18 protein-coding genes and 1 pseudogene are annotated in these 18,520 nt (G+C 64.2%); 5 read left to right on the top strand and 14 right to left on the bottom strand.

What is annotated here, in order from left to right:
- Positions 1 to 67: 67 nt before the first annotated feature.
- Entirely contained in the window at positions 68 to 625 is a 558-nt protein-coding gene (locus tag EOA32_RS06210) for a hypothetical protein (RefSeq protein WP_245499173.1), read from the top strand.
- On the opposite strand, the gene EOA32_RS06205 is transcribed toward EOA32_RS06210, so the two are convergent.
- From EOA32_RS06205 to EOA32_RS06150, 12 genes are all read right to left on the bottom strand, one after another.
- Positions 591 to 1,649, bottom strand: coding sequence for an ROK family protein (locus tag EOA32_RS06205; RefSeq protein WP_245499172.1), 1,059 nt, complete (start codon positions 1,647 to 1,649; stop codon positions 591 to 593). The genes EOA32_RS06210 and EOA32_RS06205 overlap by 35 nt on opposite strands.
- A complete protein-coding gene (locus EOA32_RS06200) occupies positions 1,649 to 2,371 on the bottom strand; it encodes a ribulose-phosphate 3-epimerase (protein WP_128371200.1) in 723 nt (240 codons plus the stop codon). The genes EOA32_RS06205 and EOA32_RS06200 overlap by 1 nt, the downstream gene beginning before the upstream one ends.
- On the bottom strand, positions 2,368 to 3,186 hold the full coding sequence (locus EOA32_RS06195) for an alpha/beta hydrolase (protein WP_128371199.1): 819 nt from the start codon (positions 3,184 to 3,186) through the stop codon (positions 2,368 to 2,370). Before EOA32_RS06195 ends, EOA32_RS06200 begins: the two co-directional genes overlap by 4 nt.
- Entirely contained in the window at positions 3,186 to 4,004 is an 819-nt protein-coding gene (locus tag EOA32_RS06190; protein ID WP_095781819.1) for a sugar phosphate isomerase/epimerase family protein, read from the bottom strand. Before EOA32_RS06190 ends, EOA32_RS06195 begins: the two co-directional genes overlap by 1 nt.
- On the bottom strand, positions 4,004 to 5,080 hold the full coding sequence (locus EOA32_RS06185) for a Gfo/Idh/MocA family oxidoreductase (protein WP_128371198.1): 1,077 nt from the start codon (positions 5,078 to 5,080) through the stop codon (positions 4,004 to 4,006). Before EOA32_RS06185 ends, EOA32_RS06190 begins: the two co-directional genes overlap by 1 nt.
- A 4-nt stretch (positions 5,081 to 5,084) precedes the next feature.
- A complete protein-coding gene (locus tag EOA32_RS06180) occupies positions 5,085 to 5,906 on the bottom strand; it encodes a sugar phosphate isomerase/epimerase (RefSeq protein ID WP_128371197.1) in 822 nt (273 codons plus the stop codon).
- 63 nt (positions 5,907 to 5,969) lie between these two features.
- Positions 5,970 to 6,812: a carbohydrate ABC transporter permease gene (locus EOA32_RS06175; protein ID WP_066989025.1), complete on the bottom strand. Its 843-nt coding sequence runs from the start codon at positions 6,810 to 6,812 to the stop codon at positions 5,970 to 5,972.
- Between the two features lie 5 nt (positions 6,813 to 6,817).
- Positions 6,818 to 7,714: a sugar ABC transporter permease gene (locus EOA32_RS06170; RefSeq protein WP_095776286.1), complete on the bottom strand. Its 897-nt coding sequence runs from the start codon at positions 7,712 to 7,714 to the stop codon at positions 6,818 to 6,820.
- 129 nt (positions 7,715 to 7,843) lie between these two features.
- Positions 7,844 to 9,091, bottom strand: coding sequence for a sugar ABC transporter substrate-binding protein (locus EOA32_RS06165; RefSeq protein WP_128371196.1), 1,248 nt, complete (start codon positions 9,089 to 9,091; stop codon positions 7,844 to 7,846).
- 120 nt (positions 9,092 to 9,211) lie between these two features.
- Complete coding sequence (locus tag EOA32_RS06160) at positions 9,212 to 10,357, bottom strand: ABC transporter ATP-binding protein (RefSeq protein WP_095776285.1); 1,146 nt, start codon at positions 10,355 to 10,357, stop codon at positions 9,212 to 9,214.
- An 87-nt stretch (positions 10,358 to 10,444) separates the two neighbouring features.
- Positions 10,445 to 11,332 carry a PfkB family carbohydrate kinase gene (locus EOA32_RS06155; RefSeq protein WP_245499171.1) on the bottom strand — a complete coding sequence of 296 codons (888 nt, stop codon included), beginning with the start codon at positions 11,330 to 11,332 and terminating at the stop codon, positions 10,445 to 10,447.
- A gap of 61 nt (positions 11,333 to 11,393) precedes the next feature.
- A complete protein-coding gene (locus EOA32_RS06150) occupies positions 11,394 to 12,194 on the bottom strand; it encodes a class I fructose-bisphosphate aldolase (RefSeq protein ID WP_066989013.1) in 801 nt (266 codons plus the stop codon).
- A 185-nt stretch (positions 12,195 to 12,379) separates the two neighbouring features.
- Here EOA32_RS06150 and EOA32_RS06145 point away from each other — a divergent pair, with 185 nt between their 5' ends.
- Positions 12,380 to 13,528, top strand: coding sequence for a Gfo/Idh/MocA family oxidoreductase (locus tag EOA32_RS06145; protein WP_128371195.1), 1,149 nt, complete (start codon positions 12,380 to 12,382; stop codon positions 13,526 to 13,528).
- A 34-nt stretch (positions 13,529 to 13,562) separates the two neighbouring features.
- Here the strand turns inward: EOA32_RS06145 and EOA32_RS06140 are convergent, their stop codons facing one another.
- Positions 13,563 to 14,585, bottom strand: a complete 1,023-nt coding sequence (locus tag EOA32_RS06140; protein ID WP_128371194.1) for a LacI family DNA-binding transcriptional regulator — start codon at positions 14,583 to 14,585, stop codon at positions 13,563 to 13,565.
- A gap of 219 nt (positions 14,586 to 14,804) precedes the next feature.
- Between EOA32_RS06140 and EOA32_RS06135 the strand changes: the two genes are divergently transcribed.
- Both EOA32_RS06135 and EOA32_RS06130 read left to right on the top strand, forming a co-directional pair.
- The gene (locus tag EOA32_RS06135; protein WP_128371193.1) at positions 14,805 to 15,752 is read left to right on the top strand and encodes a sugar kinase; all 948 of its coding nucleotides are present in this window, start codon (positions 14,805 to 14,807) and stop codon (positions 15,750 to 15,752) included.
- Complete coding sequence (locus EOA32_RS06130) at positions 15,749 to 17,035, top strand: D-tagatose-bisphosphate aldolase, class II, non-catalytic subunit (RefSeq protein ID WP_128371192.1); 1,287 nt, start codon at positions 15,749 to 15,751, stop codon at positions 17,033 to 17,035. Before EOA32_RS06135 ends, EOA32_RS06130 begins: the two co-directional genes overlap by 4 nt.
- Positions 17,036 to 17,044: 9 nt before the next feature.
- Here the strand turns inward: EOA32_RS06130 and EOA32_RS06125 are convergent, their stop codons facing one another.
- Entirely contained in the window at positions 17,045 to 17,584 is a 540-nt protein-coding gene (locus EOA32_RS06125; RefSeq protein WP_095776664.1) for an Lrp/AsnC family transcriptional regulator, read from the bottom strand.
- Positions 17,585 to 17,632: 48 nt separating this feature from the next.
- On the opposite strand from EOA32_RS06125, the pseudogene EOA32_RS06120 reads away from it, so the two are divergent.
- Positions 17,633 to 18,409 (top strand): annotated as a pseudogene (locus EOA32_RS06120) (MFS transporter); the annotation flags it as partial.
- Positions 18,410 to 18,520: the final 111 nt, after the last annotated feature.

Here is an 18,520-nt window from a genome sequence, read left to right as displayed (position 1 = left end):
AGGCCGTCTCGGTATCCTGAAGGCGGTATTCGAAGCCGTTCCAGCCAATCTCTGACGGGAGGCAAGTATGACGCCGGCGACGATCCTCAAGATCCATCTCGTCCTGGGCTACGTCCCGTGGCTGCTTTGCTTCGGCGCCTATATCTGGCCGAGGCTCAGGCTCATGGACCGCGTCGAGGCGCAGCGCGCTATCGCGACGCTGCACAGCTTCCGCTTCTTCGGGCTGGTCTTCCTGGTTCCGGGCGTGGTTGGCCCGAACCTCCCGGCGGACTTCGCGGTCTTTGCCGCCTATGGCGATTTCGCGACCGGGCTGCTGGCCATGCTGGCGCTGCTTGGCGTGAAGCGGTCCTCGATCTTCTGGCCGTCCGTCGCGGCCTTCAATCTGGTGGGAATAGTCGACCTCGTCGGCGACTACTATCACGGCACCGTGCTTCATCTGCCCGAGCAGGCCGGGCAGCTGGGCGCCGCATACGCGATTCCGATCATCTATGTGCCCCTGCTGATGATTACCCACGTGGCCGCCCTTTATCTTCTGGCGCGACCTCAGCCCAAGACCGAGCCGGGCGCGGACAATAGGAAGGCGGTCGGTCTCAGTTCCCTTCGCTCTCCTTCATCCGTTCGATGATCGATCGGGCCGAAGCGCCGGTCGTTTCGCCGAGCTTCGTTTGCTCATTCTGCACCATCGCCAGCGCCGTTCCCGGCTCGCCCTCCCACAGGATCAGGCTTGCCGCGCCGACCAGCCCGGCGCGATCGCCGAGCTCGGCCGGCACGATCGGCACGTCGCGATAGGCTTGCATGGCGCGTTCCTCGACCGTCGCCCTGATGCCCGGCGCCAGCAGATCGAACCCGTTTGCGAGGCCGCCCCCCATGACGATCAGGTCCGGCGAATAGAGATGCAGGAGATTGGTGAAGCCGATGCCCAGCCATTTCGCCTCGGTCTCGACCAGTTCGCAGGCGGCCGCGTCGCCGGCGCGCGCGGCATCCACGACATGCCGGGCCGAGACGTCGCCGTCGTCGGAAAGACGTCTGAGCACCGAGCCGTCGCCTGGCTTGGTAAGCCGCGTCGCCCGGCGCCCGAGCGCGGTGCCGGAAGCAACGGCCTCGAAGCAGCCGACGTTGCCGCAGAAACAGCGATCGCCTTCGCCGGTGATGGTCATGTGGCCGATCTCGGCCGCGAGCCCGCGCCTTCCATGGTAGATGTGGCCATCAGCGACCACGCCGCCGCCGATGCCGGTCGAGACGGTGACGAAGGCCAGCGAGCCCGCGCCGCGGCCGGCGCCGAAACGCCACTCGCCGAGCGCCGCGGCATTGGCGTCGTTCTCCAGCCGTACCGGCAAGCCGAACTGGCGGCTGAGGATGTCGATCAGCGGCACGTTGTGCCAGCCGGCGAGCGTCGGCGGCCCGATGACGATGCCTGCCTTGGGGTCGAGCGGCCCCGGCGCGCACATGCCGATGCCGCTGACCTTTGCCTGCGGGTGTTCTCTAAGCAGCCTGTCCGCCAGCGCGATGATCTGGCCGATGACCGCTTCCGATCCGGCGCCGGCGAGCGTCGGCGCCGAGACGCGCTTGACGACTTCGCCGCTGCGCTCGACCAGCGCGCCGCGCAGTTCCGTGCCGCCGAGATCGAAGGCAAGGGCGATCGTGCTCATCAGGCGGCGGCCTTCAGTCCATGCAGCCAGGCCATGCGCTGGGCGAGATTGGGATCGCCGAAAGCGAGCGAGCCCAGCACCACCGTGTCGGCGCCGGCGGCGCGCAGCAGCGGCACCGTCTCATGGCGGATGCCGCCATCGGCGGCGAGCCGGATGTCGGCCTCGCGGCCGGCCTTCCTCATCAGCGCGCGCGCCTCGACCAGCCTTGGGCAGGCTTCCTCGGACAGGCTCTGTCCCTTCACCCCGATCGAGGTGCCGAGCAGCGTCACGAAGGCCCCGCGTGGCAGGAACGGCTCGATCGCTTCAACCGGCGTCTCCAGCCGCAGCACCACGCCGGCCTCTGCGTCGAGCTCACGCGCCAGCTTCACGGCGCGCAAACCTGCCGCGCCATTCTCGGCATGGATGGTTACGAGATCGGCACCAGCCTCGATGAACTGGCGCGTCTGAGCCTCGACGATCTCGGCCTCGACCATCAGATGGACGTGGATCGGCTTCGCCGTCAGCCTGGCAATGCGCGCCACCAGATCGGGGAAGAACAAGAAGCCGGGGGTGAAGCGGGCATCCGCCACGTCGATATGGTGCAGATCGACATGGGCTTCGATGCGCTTCAGGTCGCGCTCCATATTGGCGAGATCCGCCGACCACAGCGAGAATTCGCCGATAAGCCGGTTGCGCGGCAGTGCGGCTATTGCCGCGGGTCCGGAGACGGGTTTGGCGGTCATGACGGAATGAGGCTCCGGGCATTCGAGTTGGACTGGAGGAAGGAACTGATCTGCTCGTGCAGTTCGATGAAATGTCTGGCGCTGTTGCGCGCCTTCGGCGTGATTTCGGCGAAGACCGCGTGCGGCATCGCGGCGCCAAGCGTGTAGGCGCTCGACAGCGGATGCACCGCGTCCATCGCGTTGCCGACGACCAGCCCAGGAATTTCGAGCGCCGCGACGTCGCGGTCGCAAACGCCTGGACCGTCGCTGGCGATGTCGGCGAGCACTTGCGCGAACTCCTTGGCGTCGGGCCGGTCGAAATAGCCGAGCAGCGAGGACAGATTGTCGGGCGCCTCGCGGTAGAGCCGCGTGGCCGTGTCCGATCGTGCGAAGATCGTCCGTCCTTTGTCGGTCCCGTGTTCCAGGATGAGCTCGGCGGCCTCGGTGATCGGCCGCATGTTCTGCGGTGCCGGCGAAAACGTCCATGCCGGCCGCACCAGGACCAGGGCGGCGACGCGCCGCGGATGACGGCAGGCGAGGCGAAGCGCGATCGCGGCGCCCATCGAGACGCCGCCGGCAACGAAGCGGTCGAGGCCGGCACGATCGGCAGCGGCAAGCACATCGTCAGCGAAGATTTCGAACGAGAACGGCCGCCGCTTGCCAAGCCCAGAGCCGCCATGCCCGCGGCATTCCAGCGTGATGCGCCGGAAGCCTGCGGGGAAAGTCTGCGCGACCTGCGCCTCGCCGCCGCCGAGCCCATGCTGAAAGACGACCGCCAGGCCTTCGCCGGTGTCGGTCATATGCAGCGTGGCACCGTCGCGCAGCAGCGTGCCCATCACATGAGCCCCTTGAGGAAGCGGGCGACGCCCGGCGCTTCCTCGGCCGAAAGCCCGTGCGTCACCAGCGGCCCGTCGAAGCCTGTGGCCCTCAGGCGAGCGACGAAGTCGTCGAAGTCGACCACGCCTCGTCCGGCCGTGGCGAAGCGCCCATCGGCGAAACGGTCCTTGGCGTGCGCAAGCGCGACATGACCAGCCGTGCGCTCGACCGCTTCAGCAACGATGCCGCGTGCCTCGTCGGCATTCGCTCGCTCGAACAGATTGGCGGGGTCGAGCACGATGCGCAGCCGGTTCGAACCCATCTCGGAAATCAGCCGCGCGGCGTCATCGGCGGAGGTGACGATGTTGGCTTGCTCCGGCTCGATGCCGAGATCGACGCCGTGGCGCTCGGCGAGCTGAAGCGCCTTCTCCATTTCCCGCGCCATGTCGGCCCAAGCCGAGGGATCGGCATTGTCGGGGTGGTGCGCCCATTGTTCCTCGGCGTTGCGCGTTCCGGTGCACAGTGTCACCAGCGGGATCGAAAGCCTGGCGGCTGCCTCAATGACCACCCCGAGCCGCCGCAGCCCGTCATCACGCACCCGGCTGTCCGGATGCGCCATGTTGTAGGTTCCCGACAGCGCGACGAGACCGACGCCGCTAGCCTTGGCCGCTGCATCGATGGCGCGGATCGCTTCGTCGGGAACATCGTCCGGCATCGACGGCAGGCCGGCGCAGCCAAGGTTGAACTGGGTGACTGCGAAGCCCGCTTCGCGAACGGCGGCGAGCACGCCGGCCGGCTCGCCGCCTGGAAAAGTCTTGGCGAACACCCCGACCTGCATCAGACCGCTCCGGTGACGCCGGCGAGCTCAACGCGCTGGCCGCTTTCGACCGAGCGGGCGATCGCCACCATGGCGCGGATCGAAGCGAGCCCGTCCTCCACGGTAGCGCCGCGCTGCGGCGCGCCGTTGAGCACCGTGTCGGCGAGGCCTTCCAGTTGGCGGCGGAAGAAGTGGCCGTCGGCGCCGAGCGGCTTGCGCGACGTCGCGTCCTTCTCGTGGAAAATGTCGACCTCGCTGGCGCGGAAATACCAAGGATTGAAGGTCTTCGCGATCACCGAGCCGTTCTCGCCATAGAGCTGGAAGCCCTCGTGCCAGTCCATGCGTACCGCAACGGTCAGATCGAGATGGCCGAGCGCGCCATTGGCGAACTCCGTCTCGACGAACCAGCAATAAGCGCCGAAGCGTTGGTTGAGCCGCGCGCGCACGGCGGTGATGTCGCCGCACAGGAAGCGCGCCGTGTCGACCAGATGCGAGCCATGCGCCAGCATGAAATACTGTCTCAGGTCCGCCTTCGGATTGCCGGCCGGCTTCCTCGCCAGCTTGCTGGTGACGGGCAGCGGCTGCACGGCGTCGGTATTGGTGTAGCGATGGGTGGAATCGCAATACCAGGCCTTCAGCGCCAGGATCTCGCCCATCTCGTCGCGCACGAAATCGCGCGCCGCCTCCAGCGCCGGGTCGAAGCGCTTCATATGCCCGACCTGCAGCACCTTGCCGGAGCGCTTGACCGCTTCCGCCAGCCTCTCGCCTTCTTCGACGGAAATGCCGATCGGCTTTTCGCAAAGCGCGTGCTTGCCGGCTTCGAGCGCCCGGATCGACATCGGCACGTGGTACGCGTCGGACGTCGCGACGATCACCGCCTCCAACTTGGGGTCGGCGAGCATCTCGTCATAGTCGCCATACGTTTTTTGCGGCTCGTAGGTGGCGCTCATGCGCGCCAGCAGGTCGGGCGCCGCGTCGCAGATCGCGTAGAGGTCGGCATTGGCTGCCTTCACGCAGGATTCCAGATGCGCGAACTGCGCGATCGGCCCGCAGCCGAGCACACCGACACGAAGACGACGGTCTTGTTTGCGGATCATCGCCTCAAGCCCCGTAGCCGCGCATGGTCTGGCGATTGGTCTTCACCGCGCCAGCCGGATCGGCGGCGGCGGTTTCGGATTCCTCCTCCAGCACCAGCCAGCCGCTGAAGTTGGGCGCGGCGCTGGCGATCTCGATCACCTTAGCCGTGTCGCAGACACCCTCGCCGAGCATCGCCCAACTGCCGTTGGCATCGACGTCTTTCAGATGCACATAGCGAATGCGGTCGCGATAGGTGGTGAGCGTATCGGCCATGTCCTGACGGCCGCGCAAGATGTGTCCGGTGTCCGGCACCCAGCCGACCAGCGATGGGTCAATCAGGGAGAAGATGCGGTCATAATCGGCGCGGTCGAAGAGCAGCGTGTTGTGATGCGAGCTCGGATGCACAGCCACCTGCACGCCGGCCTTGCGCCCAAGTTCGCCGGCCTTGTTGTAGACCTCGGCGGCGATGGCGAATTTGTGGTCGCGCGGGCCGTCGGAGACGACGGTTGCCGAGCCCATCGACACCAGCGCTCCCGGAAAGGCGGCGGCGAAGTCGATCCAGCGACCGGCGGTTTCGAGGTCCTCGCCGATTTTCTCCTTGAGCGTGAAGCCGCTCTTCGAGCCGAAGGCGAACGAGACCAGCATGAGGCCGGATGCCTTCAACGCGGCGGCGAACTCCGCAGGCTTGCCGGCATAGCGACCGATCATCGTGTCGGTGATCTCGATGCCGGCATAGCCGCCGTCGGAAATCGCCTTGATGAGATCGTCCGGGCCGCCGCCAAAACGGTCGCCGAGCATCTCCCAGGTAAAAGTCTGGCAGCCGACTTTGAGGTCTTTCACGTTCATTCTTTCATTCCTTGATACCGCCCATTCCTTGGTGTCGCTCTGCATCTTCATGGGAGGGACGTCCTACTTGACCGAGCCCGCGGTCATGCCTGCGAGGAAGAATCTCTGGGCAACGAGGTAGATGAGCAAAAGCGGTAACGAGCCGAGCACGCTCATCGCCATCATCTGGTTCCATTCGAAGGCGTGCTGCCCCATCAACAGCTGGATGCCGATCGGCACGGTGCGCATGGACGTCGACTTGGTCAGCGTCAGCGCAAAGAGAAATTCGTTCCAGCATAACAGGAAGGTGTAGACCGACGTCGCCACGATGCCGGGCAGCGAGATCGGCACGATCACCCGCCAAAGCGCCGTCCAGCTGGTGCCGCCGTCGACGGCGACGGCCTCGTCGAGATCGCGCGGCAAGGTGTTGAGATATCCGGTCATCAAAAGGATCGCGTAGGGCAGCGTAAACACCAGGTAAGTCAGGATCAGCGCGATATAGGTGTCAAAGATGCCATATGAGACGACAAGCCCGAAGAAGGGAATCAGAAGCGTGATCGGCGGAATCGTCTGCGTGCTGATGATGAGTGTGTTCAGGCTGCCCTTGCCACGGAAGTTGAAGCGGCTGAACCCGTAGGCCGCCAGCAAGGCGATCAGCACCGTCAGCACGGTCACCGCTGCCGCCACGAAGTAGCTGTTGAAGAAGAAGCGCAGCTTTACCGGGTCGCCAACGATGGCTGCGTACGCTTCCAGCGTGAAGGCCTTCGGCAGGATGGTTGGTGGCAGGGCAAAGATTTCGGTATTCGATTTGAACGAGCTGCTGAGCATCCAGTAGATCGGGAAGGCCGCGAAAAAGAGCCCCGCGACAAGCGCTACATGGAGCGCGACGGTGATCAGCCTGTCTTTCGGCGTGTGCCTTTTCCTCATGGTGACTATCGAGCCTTCTGATAACGGATGTAGAACAGCGTCAGGCCAAGCGAGATCAGCAGGATGACCACAGCGCTCGCCGACGCCTGAGACAGGTTGTAGCTCGAAAACGCCAGCTTATAGGTGTAGGTGCTGAGGACCTCGGTCGAGTAGATCGGACCACCGCCCGTCGTTATCCAGATCAATGGGAAGACCTGCATGGTCCAGATGAAGTCGAGCAGCGAGATGCTGATGATGATCGGCATCAACTGCGGGATGGTGATGAAGATCAGCTTCTGGTAGGCCTTGGCGCCGTCGATATCGGCGGCCTCGTAGAAATCCTTGGGAATGCCCTGCAGCCCTGCGAGCAGGCTGACCATGAAAAGCGGGTACCCCGCCCAGATATTGGCGAAGGTGACGGCGTGCAGCGCGGTCTCGGGCGAGGAAAACCACTCGACCTTGGAACCGATGATGCCCATCTGCATGAGAATGCTGTTCACGACCCCGTTCGGCTCAAGCAGGAGGCGCCAGATCACCGCGATGATCACCGCAGTGAACAGCCAAGGCAGTATGTAGAGCACGCGCAGAATATTGCGCAGCGTCGGATTGATGCGGTCGCTGTTCAGCATCAGTGCGAAGACCATGCCGATGGTCATGTGGAAAACCACGCTCATGCAAGTGAAGTAGAGCGTGTGCCACAGCGAAGCCCAAAACACGGGATCTGCGAAGATCGCCTGGTAATGTTTCAGTCCGGCAAAGGATGGGTCGCGACGCAGCACCGCGCTGTTCTGGAACGAATAGGCAATCACCGTCACCATCGGCAGCAGCATCAGAAGACCGATTATGAGGAGCGAGGGCGACAGATAGAGATAGGGTGCGACCGCTCGTTTCAGTCTGTGATGGGAGCGCTTCTGCGGGGTCATGTGCCAACCTTGAAATACGCCTTCAAGAGAAGGTGAGCTTCGGAACACGGGTCCACCGATCCGTTGTGGCCGGGTGGCCTGCCCGAAGTCAGGCCACCCGGTCGAGAAAGTGAACGGGGAACAGGCCGATCAGAATTTCGCCATCCAGCCCTTTTGAGCGTTGGCTGCGGCTTGTTCCGGAGACTGCTCGCCGGCAAGCATCTTCTGGGCTTCCACGTCGAACTGGGTCATCAGGTCTTCCGCCACCGGCAGACCCGTGAACTCGTTGGCGAGATAACCGGTCTTGAAGATTTCGAAAGCCTTTGCGAATGCCTTGTCGGACGTCACGAAATCGGGCTTGGCGTTGACGTTGCCCGGGAAGGCGTTTGCAAGCGACACGAGCTTGGCGTTCACCTTTTCACTCATCAGATATTGGACGAGCTTCCAAGCCTCCTCCTGGTGCTTCGAGCCGGCAGAGATACCGATGCCCCAGGAGGCATAGGGAAGGCCGCGCTTGCCGTTGTAGTTCTCCACGACCGGGACCGGGATGAGGTCGAAGTTCAGCTTGGGATTGCGTTTGCGGATGAGGTTCACATGCGCGAGCGAGTCGATCATCATCCCGACCCGGTCGTTGACGAATTCCTCGACCTTCTCCTGTTCCGTCTTGGTGGCGATGCCGGGCGAGATGGTGCCGGCGTCGTTGAGCGATTTCACGAAGCTGAGCATATCCACCACCGGTTTGCCCTCGAGGTCGGGCTTGCCATTCGCCATCATCGACTGGCCCGAAGCCCAAACCCACGACATCATGTCGTTCTGAACGCCGGACGGTGTTTGCAGCGACAGCGGCAGCACCCAGCCATACTGGTTCTTGTCGGCATGGGTCATCTTCTTGGCGGCTTCGAGAAACTCCGCGCGGGTCGACGGCAGCTTGCTCACACCTGCCTTGGCGGCGAGGTCCATATTGACGAAGACCGGATAGACGAACGAAGCCACGGGAAACATCACCGCTTTGCCGTCCACCTTGATGATATCGGCGACCTGGCTCTTGTCGAAGCCGCTCGCATCCATCATCGGGTTCATGTCGGCCAGCGCATTTTGTGCGTTCAGACTGTTCACCCAAGCGCCATCGAGACCGACAACATCGCTAAGCGTTCCGGTCGCAGCACCGACCGAGATCTGGTCTCGCGTGGTCGCATAGGGGCCGCTGACCAGCGTGACCTTGATCCCGGGGTTTGCAGCCTCGAACTCGTCCATGATTTTGCGCAAGGAGCCTGCGGGCAGCTCTGGCTCCCACCACTGCGTGAATTCCAGCGTCGTGTCCGCCATGGCGCCGGTTGCGCCGAGCAGCCATGCGGCCGCGGCCATTTTCAGCATCGCGGGTCGTATCCGAAACGTCATTTTCTCCTCCTTCTTAAGATCGACCGCACAATGCGGACGATCGTCTGCTTCATTCAGAAGTCTTCTTACGAGTACTTTCGCAGGCGCATCGCTCCCGCCTGCGGGCTCTGCGACAAATCTTCAGATCGCCAGATGCGTCTCGGGATCGAAGAAATGGAGCTTGGCGTCGTCCACGGCCAAGCGGATCTCCGAACCGGGGCGGACTGTGCTGACCGGTTCGAATTTCGCCACCGCGTTCGAGGTCATGCCGAAATCCTGCACCGCGTCCGGATCTCCGGAGTCCACCCGCACCGCGTCGATGCTGAGATGAACGATGTGTTCGGACCCGAGTTCTTCGATCGAGGTCACCTTTGCAGGGATCGTCTGATACTTGCGGCCGGATTCGAGACTGCTGTCATAGAGATCCTCCGGTCGGATCCCGAACACGACCTTGCGCCCAGCATACGACCTCAAGGTCGGCCTGCGCGCGAAAGCTGCGTCCTGCAGCCGGATGGCGAAGGTGCCGGACATCAGTTCGTCGCCCGTCAGCGTCGCCTCGAACAGGTTCATCGAAGGAGAGCCGATGAAGCCGGCAACGAAGGCGTTCACGGGCGACTCGTAGAGCCGCTTCGGTGTGTCGACCTGCTGCAGCACGCCGCCCTTCAACACCGCGACCCTGTCCCCCATCGTCATCGCCTCGGTTTGGTCGTGGGTCACGTATATGGTCGTGACGCCGAGCTGCTTTTGCAGGCTGGTGATTTCGGCGCGCATTTGAACACGCAGCTTCGCGTCCAGATTGGAAAGGGGTTCGTCCATGAGGAAGGCGGCCGGCTCGCGCACCATGGCGCGGCCCATGGCAACCCGTTGACGCTGTCCGCCTGAAAGGTTCGCGGGTTTGCTGTCGAGCAGAGATGTCAGCTGAAGGGTTTTGGCAATCTCGTCCACCCGCTTCTTGCGCTCGGCCTTCGGCTTGCCTGCCAGCCGCATCGAAAAGGCGATGTTTTCGAACACCGTCATATGCGGGTAGAGCGCGTAGCTCTGGAAGACCATCGCGATGTCGCGGTCCTTGGGCGGCATGTCGACGACGTCGACTCCGCCGATCCGAAGGCTGCCGCTTGTCACGTCCTCCAGCCCCGCGATCATCCGCAGCGCGGTGGATTTGCCGCAGCCGGACGGCCCGACGAGAATCAAGAATTCGCCATCCTCGACCGACAGGTTCAATTGGTCGATTGCGTGAAAGTTGTTCCCATAGGTCTTGCAGATATTCTCAAGAATGACTTCTGCCATCTTCCTCCCTCCACAAGGCTAAGCCGCTCGTTATTATGATTATTATCGGCCTATGTTCGCCTGCGAATGTTCCTCGGATAGTTTCAACTATGTTCCGGTATCGAGCTGCGATTTCAGTTCGACTGCCGACGGGGCGTTCGTCGATGCCAAGAGTTCCGTGACCTGGCCCTCGGTCGGCAGCGCCTCGCGCCCGCCACGCCCCGTTATCGACAGAGCCGCGGCCGCGGCCGCGAATGCGACCCGGCCTGCGGTCTCGGCTCCGCGCGTCAATGCATGGGCATAGGCACCGTGAAAGCAGTCACCGGCGCCAGTCGAGTCAACGACGGCAACCCGGTGCGGAGGCAGGTGCCAGAGCCCTGCCTCGTCGCGTCCGCGATAATAGACGCCCCTGCCGCCGTCAGTCAGAACCACGGTGGACCGCGACGGCATCCACAATGCGTCGAGCATCTCGGCGGGCGATCGGCCGCCCGTGGCAGTCCGCGCGAAGCCGAGGGGAAGAATAAGATGGTCGCAGAGCCCGATCAGCCTCTCGGTGGCTGGGCCGCTGCTCCATTCGATATCGCCGAGGATTGCAAGGCCGAGATCGCGAGCCCGAGCCACGACATCCATCGACCGGATCGCGTAACTATCGACGATCAGGACGGCCGCGCGGCTGAGGACCTCGTCCGGAAAGTCTGGCGCGGTGCCCAGCATCGCTTCGTCGTCATACGCGATGAACCTCTCCCCATCCGAGCCGACGGTGATCCGCGAGCGCACCGGGCGTGCGTGCGGGTGGCGCGGCGCGAATGCGGTTTCAACTCCGCTCGCAACGAGATCGCACAGCACGGCGTCGTCAGCGGCACTGGCCAGCCATCCGACGAACCCGGCGGCCGCCGAGCCGCGCGACGGCGGCAAGGGCCGTCGCGACATTCCCGCCGAAAGTTCGGGCAGTTTGCAGAACCTTCCCCTTGCCCGCCGACAACGGCTGATCGACATAGACGATGTCGTCGATCGCAATAGCGCCGAAGCCGAGGATTGAAGGGACGGTGGGCATCGTTCAGGCACCCGCCTTTGCCAGGGCGTCTTCTGCCGAAAGGCCGTCATGGATGACGCTCCGAAAGGCAAGTGCCGCCTTCTGCGGATCGCCGTGCCCCCAGAGATTGCGACCGACCACGGCACCGCGCGCGCCGGCACGTATGGCGTCCGCCGTCTGCTGAAGGGCGCCGAGCAGCGTCTCGGTTTTCGGACCACCCGCGATCACAACCGGCACCGGGCAGGTCCGGACGGTCTCTCGGAACGACTCGAAATCGCCCGTGTAGCCTATCTTGATCACGTCGACGCCGGACTCGTAGCCGATGCGCGCCGCATAGGCGATCTCGTCGGGGGTGAAGACGATTTTTGCTCCGTCGGTGAAATCGCGCGGGTAGATATGCGCCACCACCGGCATGCCGTAGCGTGCCGCCGCATTCACCGAGTCGGTCAGCCAGCGTATGTACTTACCCTCGGTCGCGCCGCGCACCGGAATGGCCACGGCCAACGCATCGGCCCCGGCGCGCACCGCATCCTCCGGCGTTGCAATCAGCTCGCTGATGCGATCGTCTGGGGTGAAGCAGCCCGCCTGGATCACCAGAGACGCTTTGCCCGCATATTGCGGCCACAGATGGCGCGCGGTGCCGGGCTGGATGCTGACGTAGTCGGGTTTGCCCATCATGACGCGCGCGAGCGCACCGGGCAGATCGGCAAGCCCGCCTTTCCGCACGTCGCCATAGCCGACAAAGTGGTCGACCGCGCCGCCAAAAAGCTTCCCGGACGGATGCGAGAAGAGGCGCGCAAGGCGCACCTTGGTTCCTAGGCTCATGAGTGCAAAATTCCTCAATCGTTTTGAGCTGGCGGCCTCCGATGTCGAGCCAGCATTTTCACATGCTCTATAAAAATTTTACGCGCGTCAAGATTTAAAATGCGCTATAGCGAGTCACGAACATGGTCCGCCGCCGTTGCAGCGGGTTGTCTGCGGCGGTGCCGCACCGGGAGGTCGGAAGGAAAATGCAAGCAAAGTCAGGAGCGAAGCTCGGTATCGGCGTTATCGGTTGCGGCAACATATCGATGACCTATTTGCGCAACGCAGCACTTTTCGCCGGCGTGGAACTGCGCGCCTGCGCCGATGTTTCCGCCGACATGGCCGCGCTACGGGCCAGGGAATACGGTATCCGCGCGCTGCCGGTCGATGCGCTGCTGGCCGATCCCGAGGTCGATCTCGTCCTCAACCTCACCGTTCCGTCGGCGCATTTCGACATCACCCATTCGGCGCTTTCCGCGGGCAAGCACGTCTTCACGGAAAAGCCTCTGGCGACCTCGGCCGGCGAGGGCCGCCGGCTGGTCGCGGAGTCGGCGAAGCGCGATCTGCTGCTGGGCTCGGCTCCAGACACCTTCCTCGGCGCAGCCGGACGGCGTGCCCGCCGCCTAATGGACGAGGGCGCGATCGGCCGCGCCGTGACCGGCACCGCCTTCATGTTGGGGCGCGGCATGGAGCATTGGCATCCCAATCCGCAATTCTACTATCAGCCGGGCGGCGGTCCGGTGTTCGACATGGGGCCATACTACCTGACAATGCTGGTCAACCTGCTCGGCCCGGTCGCCCGCGTCATGGCGATGACGACGCGCGGTCAGGACGAGCGCCTGATCACCGCCGAAGGCCCTTACAAAAACACCAGCTTCAGGGTAGGCACGCCGACCAACATCCTGTCGCTGCTCGAATTCCACTGCGGCGCCACCGTCACCTTCGGCGCCTCTTGGGACGTCTTCAAGCATTCCAACCATCCGATCGAGCTGCACGGGACGGAAGGCTCGCTCAGGCTACCCGATCCCGACACGTTTGGCGGCACGGTCTCGCTATCGGCGCACGGCGCCGATTGGAAGGATTTCGAGAGCGAAGGCGAGCTCTACGGCGCGCGCAACTGGCCCTATGCTGCACCGGACCGCGCCAACTATCGCATGCTCGGCGTCGCCGACCTGGCGCGGTCGCTGTCGGAAGGGCGCAGACCCCGCGCGTCCGGCGAACTGGCGCTGCACGTGCTCGAGATCATGGAAGCGATCCTCGCCTCCGGCGAGAGCCGGAACTCCGTCGCCGTCGTCGGCTCGGTCGACCAGCCGCCGCTGCTCGGCGAAGACGAGGCGGCGAGCCTGCTTGCCTGAGGCGCCGTGATCGCCCAGCGGGAGTTCGGTGTCCCTAGGCCGACTGGCGCATCACCAGCGTCGCGTCGAGATTGACCTTCGGCGCGACGGGCGCGCCGTCCTCGTCGAGCAGGGTAAGCAGCGTCTCGACGCTGCTTCCGGCCATCGCCGCGAAATCCTGCGCCATGGTGGTGAGCGCCGGGCAAGTGTAGCGGCTGAGCGGATGGTCGTCATGCGCAGCCACCCGCAGGTCGCAATCCGCCTTGCGGCCCACCTTCAGCCCTTTCGAGAAGGCGGCCGCCATCACGCCGAAGGCGAGACGATCGTTGGCGCACAATATGGTCTTGCCCGGCAGGCCGCCATTGCCGAGCAGCTTTTCCGTCTGTTCGTAGCCGATGCGTTCGAACTCCCATGTGTAGTCGCCGGTATTGCCGAAGACGAGCGGCTCCTGCCCGAGGCGCTTCATGGCATCGATGTAACTCTCCACCCTCTCGCGCGAATTATGATTGACGTGCGGAATATCGAAATAGACCGGGGCGTCGCCCGAGCGGCAGAGATAGTCGACGATGGTCGACATGCTCTGCACATTGTTGTTGCCGACGAAAGGCGTGCCGCCTTCGAGATAGGTGTCGAAATAGACAATCGGGATCGCCTGCGTCAGCTTCTCGATCGCCCGCTGGTCCGAACGCCGGCCGAGCGGTGCTATCAGCGCGCCGGAGACCTTCAACGACAGGATCGTCCGCGTCGCCTCGGCTTCCAGTTCGCTCGATCCATGCGAGGAAATGACGATCGGCCAGTAGCCTTCGTCGCGCAGCCTGAGTTCGATGCGGCTGACCATCTCGGAATAGAACGGGTCGGTCACCGTCGGCACGACGATGCCGATGCTGCGGGTGCGCTTGCGGTTGAGGTTTCGCGCGAACAGATTGGGCTGATAGTCGGACGAGCGCAGCGCATCCTCGATGCGTTTTCGCGTCGCCGGCTTGACGCTGGTCGGATCGTCGAAGAATTTCGACAAGGTCGGCCTGGAGACGCCGCAGGAACGGGCGAACTCCTCCATCGTCTTGTGAGTCATCGGCATCCAAACCCTCGCGGCATGGGAACCTCGCTCCCATGGGCTGCTCCGGCGCTCATACGGCGCATCGGCGTGCGCCTGCAAGTTGAAACTTTACAGGAAGCTCCGCAAGTTTCAACGCGTCCGGAGAAATTATTTCATGCGTAAATTTATTAATTGACGTGAAAAAGAGGGGGCCGTATTCCAAGCCCTAAAGCCATGCATGGCGAATGCTGGGAGGACGTGATGAAGAAGCTGGTCTCAGCCGGCGAGATCCTCGTCGAGATCATGGCGGAATCAATCGGCCAGAGCTTCCTCGAGCCCGGTCCGCTCGCCGGCCCCTTTCCGTCCGGCGCCCCGGCGATCTTCATTGGCCAAGCGGCGGCGCTCGGCCAGCCTGCGGGTCTCATCGGCGCCGTCGGCGGGGACGATTTCGGCCAGTTGAACATCGACCGGCTCAGCGCGCTCGGCGCCGACGTTTCGGCAATCGCCGTCCGTGAAGGCCATGCAACCGGCACCGCCTTCGTCGCCTACCGGACCGATGCATCCAGGCATTTTGTTTTCAATATCCGGAACAGCGCCGCCGGCCTTTTGGAAATGGACGATGCCGCGAAGCGGCTCTTGGCCGGAGCCGATCATGTCCATGTCATGGGCTCTTCGCTTTTTTCCGATCGCGCCACCGACGTCGCACTCGCCGCGATCGCGGCCGTGAAGGCCAAGAGCGGCACGGTGTCCTTCGATCCGAACATCCGTCGCGAGATCATGCAGGCGTCCGGCACGCGTCAGGCGCTCGATCATGTGCTCGCGCAGACAGATGTCTTCCTGCCGAGCGGCAACGAACTGTTCCTTTTCTCGTCCGCCAGCGACGAACAGGCCGCGGTCCGCGAATTGCTGGGGCAAGGCATCTCCTGCATCGTGCTGAAGAAAGGCGCCGATGGCGCCACTTATCACGACCGCAAGGGCACGCTCGCCATGCCCGGCTTTGTGGTCGAGGAAGTCGATCCGACCGGCGCCGGCGATTGCTTCGGCGCCGCCTTCGTTTCCTTCTGGCTGCGCGGTGCCTCGCCCGCCGATGCACTGCGCATCGCCAATGCCTGCGGCGCGCTCGCCGTTACCCGCAAGGGGCCGATGGAAGGCATTCACCGGCTCGCCGACGTCGAGGCCTTCATCGCAAAAGCGACCGCACGCGCATGACCGGCGCCACGACAAGATTCGCTGGCATCGCCGCTCGCCGCGCGGCAGGCGCGAAGGGCGGCATCGCCTCGATCTGTTCGGCGCACCCGCTGGTGATCGAAGCGACGCTCCGCCACGGCGCGAGGAATGGCGCCGATGTGCTGATCGAGGCGACCTGCAACCAGGTCAATCACGAGGGCGGCTATACCGGCATGACCCCGGCCGCCTTTCGAGCCTTCGTCGAGACGCAAGCAGGCAGGACCGGCTTTCCGTTCGACCGGCTGATCCTCGGCGGCGATCACCTCGGCCCGAATCCGTGGAAGCATCTGCCCGCGGCGGAAGCGATGAACAAGGCGGCGGCGATGATCGACGCCTATGCCTCCGCCGGCTTCACCAAGCTGCATCTCGACACCAGCATGGCTTGTGCCGACGATTCCGTGGCACTCGCCGACGAGACGATTGCCGCGCGCGCGGCGGAGCTTGCGGCGGTTGCCGAGGCGGCGGTCGCCCGCTCGGGCGGTGAAAAACCCGTCTACATCATCGGCACCGAAGTGCCGGTTCCGGGCGGCGCGCTGGAAGCGCTCGACCATATGCATGTGACCGAGCCGGCCGATGCGCTCCGCACTCTCGAGCTCCATCGCCAGGCCTTCTCCCGTCTCGGCCTCGATGCCGCTTTTGCCCGGGCCGTCGGTGTCGTCGTTCAGCCCGGCGTCGAATTCGGCAATGCCGACATCATCGCCTATGCGCCCGAGAGGACGACGAAGCTGGTCGCTGCCCTGGAAAGCCAGCCGCAATTCGTCTTCGAGGCGCATTCGACCGACTATCAGCCCGCGGAAGCTTTGGCCGCGCTCGTGCGCGACGGCTTCGACATCCTCAAGGTCGGCCCCTGGCTCACCTTCGCGTTGCGCGAGGCGCTCTATGGCCTGAGCCACATCGCCGACGCGCTCGCGCCCGATCCCTCGCGCGAAAGCCTGACGGCCGCGATGGAACGCATCATGCTGGCCTCGCCCGGCATTTGGCAGAAATATTATCCGGGAACGCCTGATGAGCAGCGCCTGCAGCGGCATTTCTCCTTCAGCGACCGCATCCGCTACTACTGGCCATTGCCCGACGCACAGCATGCGACCGAAGCGCTGCTGGCGGCACTCGGCAAGCGTGAAATTCCACGCCCCCTGATTAGCCAGTATCTCGGCCATCTCGATGCCGAGGTCGGCGCCGGTCGGATCACGCCGACCGCGCATGAGCTTCTGATTGCCAGCGTCACGCGCGTCCTCGATATCTATCGCAGCGCCACGACCCCCTAAGCCGGTGGATTAGTAGACAGGCGTCGCCATATGTTTGGGTGCCGGCCATTCGGCCGTGATCTCTGGCTGGACCGGCCGTTCGAGATAGGTTGAAAGCACCACATAGCTGCGCGTCGAGACCACGCCCGGCGTCTCGTAGATACGCGACAGCAGGCCTTCCAGCGCCCTTGTATCCTCGGTGCGTACCTTGAGCAGCATGCAGGTGTCGCCGGCGACCGAATGGATCTCTTCCACTTCCGGGCATTCCGAGATCGCCATCAATTCCGGCGTCTTGCCCCAGCCCCTGGTATCGATGTGCACGAAGGCGAGCAGCGGCTTCTTCACCGCCTTCGGATCGATGATCGCCGAGGTGGCGCGGATGGCGCCGCTGCGCCTGAGCCGCTTCACCCGCTCATGCGCCGCCGGTGGCGACAGGCCGACGCGATCGCCGAGCTCGGCATAACTGATGGTCGCATCATCGACCAGAACGCCTAATATTTTTCGGTCGATCGGGTCGACCTCACGGGTTGGCTGCTTGTTCCGCTGAACGTCATCTGTTTCTGAGTCCATTTGGAAATTCTCCATTGATGCTGAATTCAATTCGGCCATTATGGAGATATGTCGAACAGTGATCAATCAGCGATTCTGGCTGCGGCGTCCCGTGCACCGATCCCGGCCGCAGCCTACCTGCTCACCGGCTGCATCGCCGTCATCGGCTCCAACTCACTGGTTCTCGGGCCGATAGCGCCCGTCGTCGCGGCATCCTTCGCGGCAAGCGTGCCGGCGGTGATGACGGCCGCCGCTGCCTTCGGCCTCGGCACCTCGGCCAGCGCGCTTTTTCTTGCCCGCTATATCGACCGGATCGGCGCCCGCCGCATGCTGCAGGGCGCATTGCTGTTGCTTGCGCTGGCGCTGGTGGGCAGCGCGCTCGCGCCGACGGTGGCGGCGCTGGTCGCGGCCCAGCTCGTTGCCGGCATCGCTGCTGGCGTCGCCATGCCGGCGATCTACGCCAGCTCCGCAGCGATCGCGCCGCCCGGCCGCGAGAGCGGAACGATCGGCGTCGTGCTGACCGGCTGGACGCTGTCCATGGTCGCCGGAGTGTCGCTGTCGGCGGTGCTTGCCGATCTGATCCATTGGCGGGCCGTCTTCGCCGCTGTCGCGCTTCTCGCCGGAGCCGCCGTCGCCGGCCTGTCGGTCAGCTCGCTGCGCGACACCAGGAAAAGCGGTCCGGCACCGTCGCCGCTCGGCGCGCTGGCTGTGCCCGGAATCCTGCCGCTGCTGATCGCCTGCGGCGCCTTCATGACCGCCTTCTATGGCGTCTACGGCTATCTCGGCGATCATCTCCATGAAGGTCTCGGCGAGCCGGTCAGCGCCAACGGGCTGGCGGCGATCGCCACATAGACGGCGGCGACCAGCAGATAGGCGAAGGGCATGACACGGCGGGCGCCGAGACGGTCGATGACGCCGTCAAGCAGCGCCGCCGTCTATGTGGCGATCGCCTCGGCC

The organism is Mesorhizobium sp. M1A.F.Ca.ET.072.01.1.1, from assembly GCF_004023325.1.
Taxonomy (GTDB): domain Bacteria; phylum Pseudomonadota; class Alphaproteobacteria; order Rhizobiales; family Rhizobiaceae; genus Mesorhizobium.
This window is presented reverse-complemented; position numbering and strand designations above follow the sequence as displayed.

Bases quoted from the DNA above. Each gene is read 5' to 3' on its own strand.
- EOA32_RS06210 (WP_245499173.1), top strand. From the start codon at position 68: ATGACGCCGGCGACGATCCTCAAGATCCATCTCGTCCTGGGCTACGTC.
- EOA32_RS06205 (WP_245499172.1), bottom strand. From the start codon at position 1,649: ATGAGCACGATCGCCCTTGCCTTCGATCTCGGCGGCACGGAACTGCGC.
- EOA32_RS06200 (WP_128371200.1), bottom strand. From the start codon at position 2,371: ATGACCGCCAAACCCGTCTCCGGACCCGCGGCAATAGCCGCACTGCCG.
- EOA32_RS06195 (WP_128371199.1), bottom strand. From the start codon at position 3,186: ATGGGCACGCTGCTGCGCGACGGTGCCACGCTGCATATGACCGACACC.
- EOA32_RS06190 (WP_095781819.1), bottom strand. From the start codon at position 4,004: ATGCAGGTCGGGGTGTTCGCCAAGACTTTTCCAGGCGGCGAGCCGGCC.
- EOA32_RS06185 (WP_128371198.1), bottom strand. From the start codon at position 5,080: ATGATCCGCAAACAAGACCGTCGTCTTCGTGTCGGTGTGCTCGGCTGC.
- EOA32_RS06180 (WP_128371197.1), bottom strand. From the start codon at position 5,906: ATGAACGTGAAAGACCTCAAAGTCGGCTGCCAGACTTTTACCTGGGAG.
- EOA32_RS06175 (WP_066989025.1), bottom strand. From the start codon at position 6,812: ATGAGGAAAAGGCACACGCCGAAAGACAGGCTGATCACCGTCGCGCTC.
- EOA32_RS06170 (WP_095776286.1), bottom strand. From the start codon at position 7,714: ATGACCCCGCAGAAGCGCTCCCATCACAGACTGAAACGAGCGGTCGCA.
- EOA32_RS06165 (WP_128371196.1), bottom strand. From the start codon at position 9,091: ATGACGTTTCGGATACGACCCGCGATGCTGAAAATGGCCGCGGCCGCA.
- EOA32_RS06160 (WP_095776285.1), bottom strand. From the start codon at position 10,357: ATGGCAGAAGTCATTCTTGAGAATATCTGCAAGACCTATGGGAACAAC.
- EOA32_RS06155 (WP_245499171.1), bottom strand. From the start codon at position 11,332: ATGTCGATCAGCCGTTGTCGGCGGGCAAGGGGAAGGTTCTGCAAACTG.
- EOA32_RS06150 (WP_066989013.1), bottom strand. From the start codon at position 12,194: ATGAGCCTAGGAACCAAGGTGCGCCTTGCGCGCCTCTTCTCGCATCCG.
- EOA32_RS06145 (WP_128371195.1), top strand. From the start codon at position 12,380: ATGCAAGCAAAGTCAGGAGCGAAGCTCGGTATCGGCGTTATCGGTTGC.
- EOA32_RS06140 (WP_128371194.1), bottom strand. From the start codon at position 14,585: ATGCCGATGACTCACAAGACGATGGAGGAGTTCGCCCGTTCCTGCGGC.
- EOA32_RS06135 (WP_128371193.1), top strand. From the start codon at position 14,805: ATGAAGAAGCTGGTCTCAGCCGGCGAGATCCTCGTCGAGATCATGGCG.
- EOA32_RS06130 (WP_128371192.1), top strand. From the start codon at position 15,749: ATGACCGGCGCCACGACAAGATTCGCTGGCATCGCCGCTCGCCGCGCG.
- EOA32_RS06125 (WP_095776664.1), bottom strand. From the start codon at position 17,584: ATGGACTCAGAAACAGATGACGTTCAGCGGAACAAGCAGCCAACCCGT.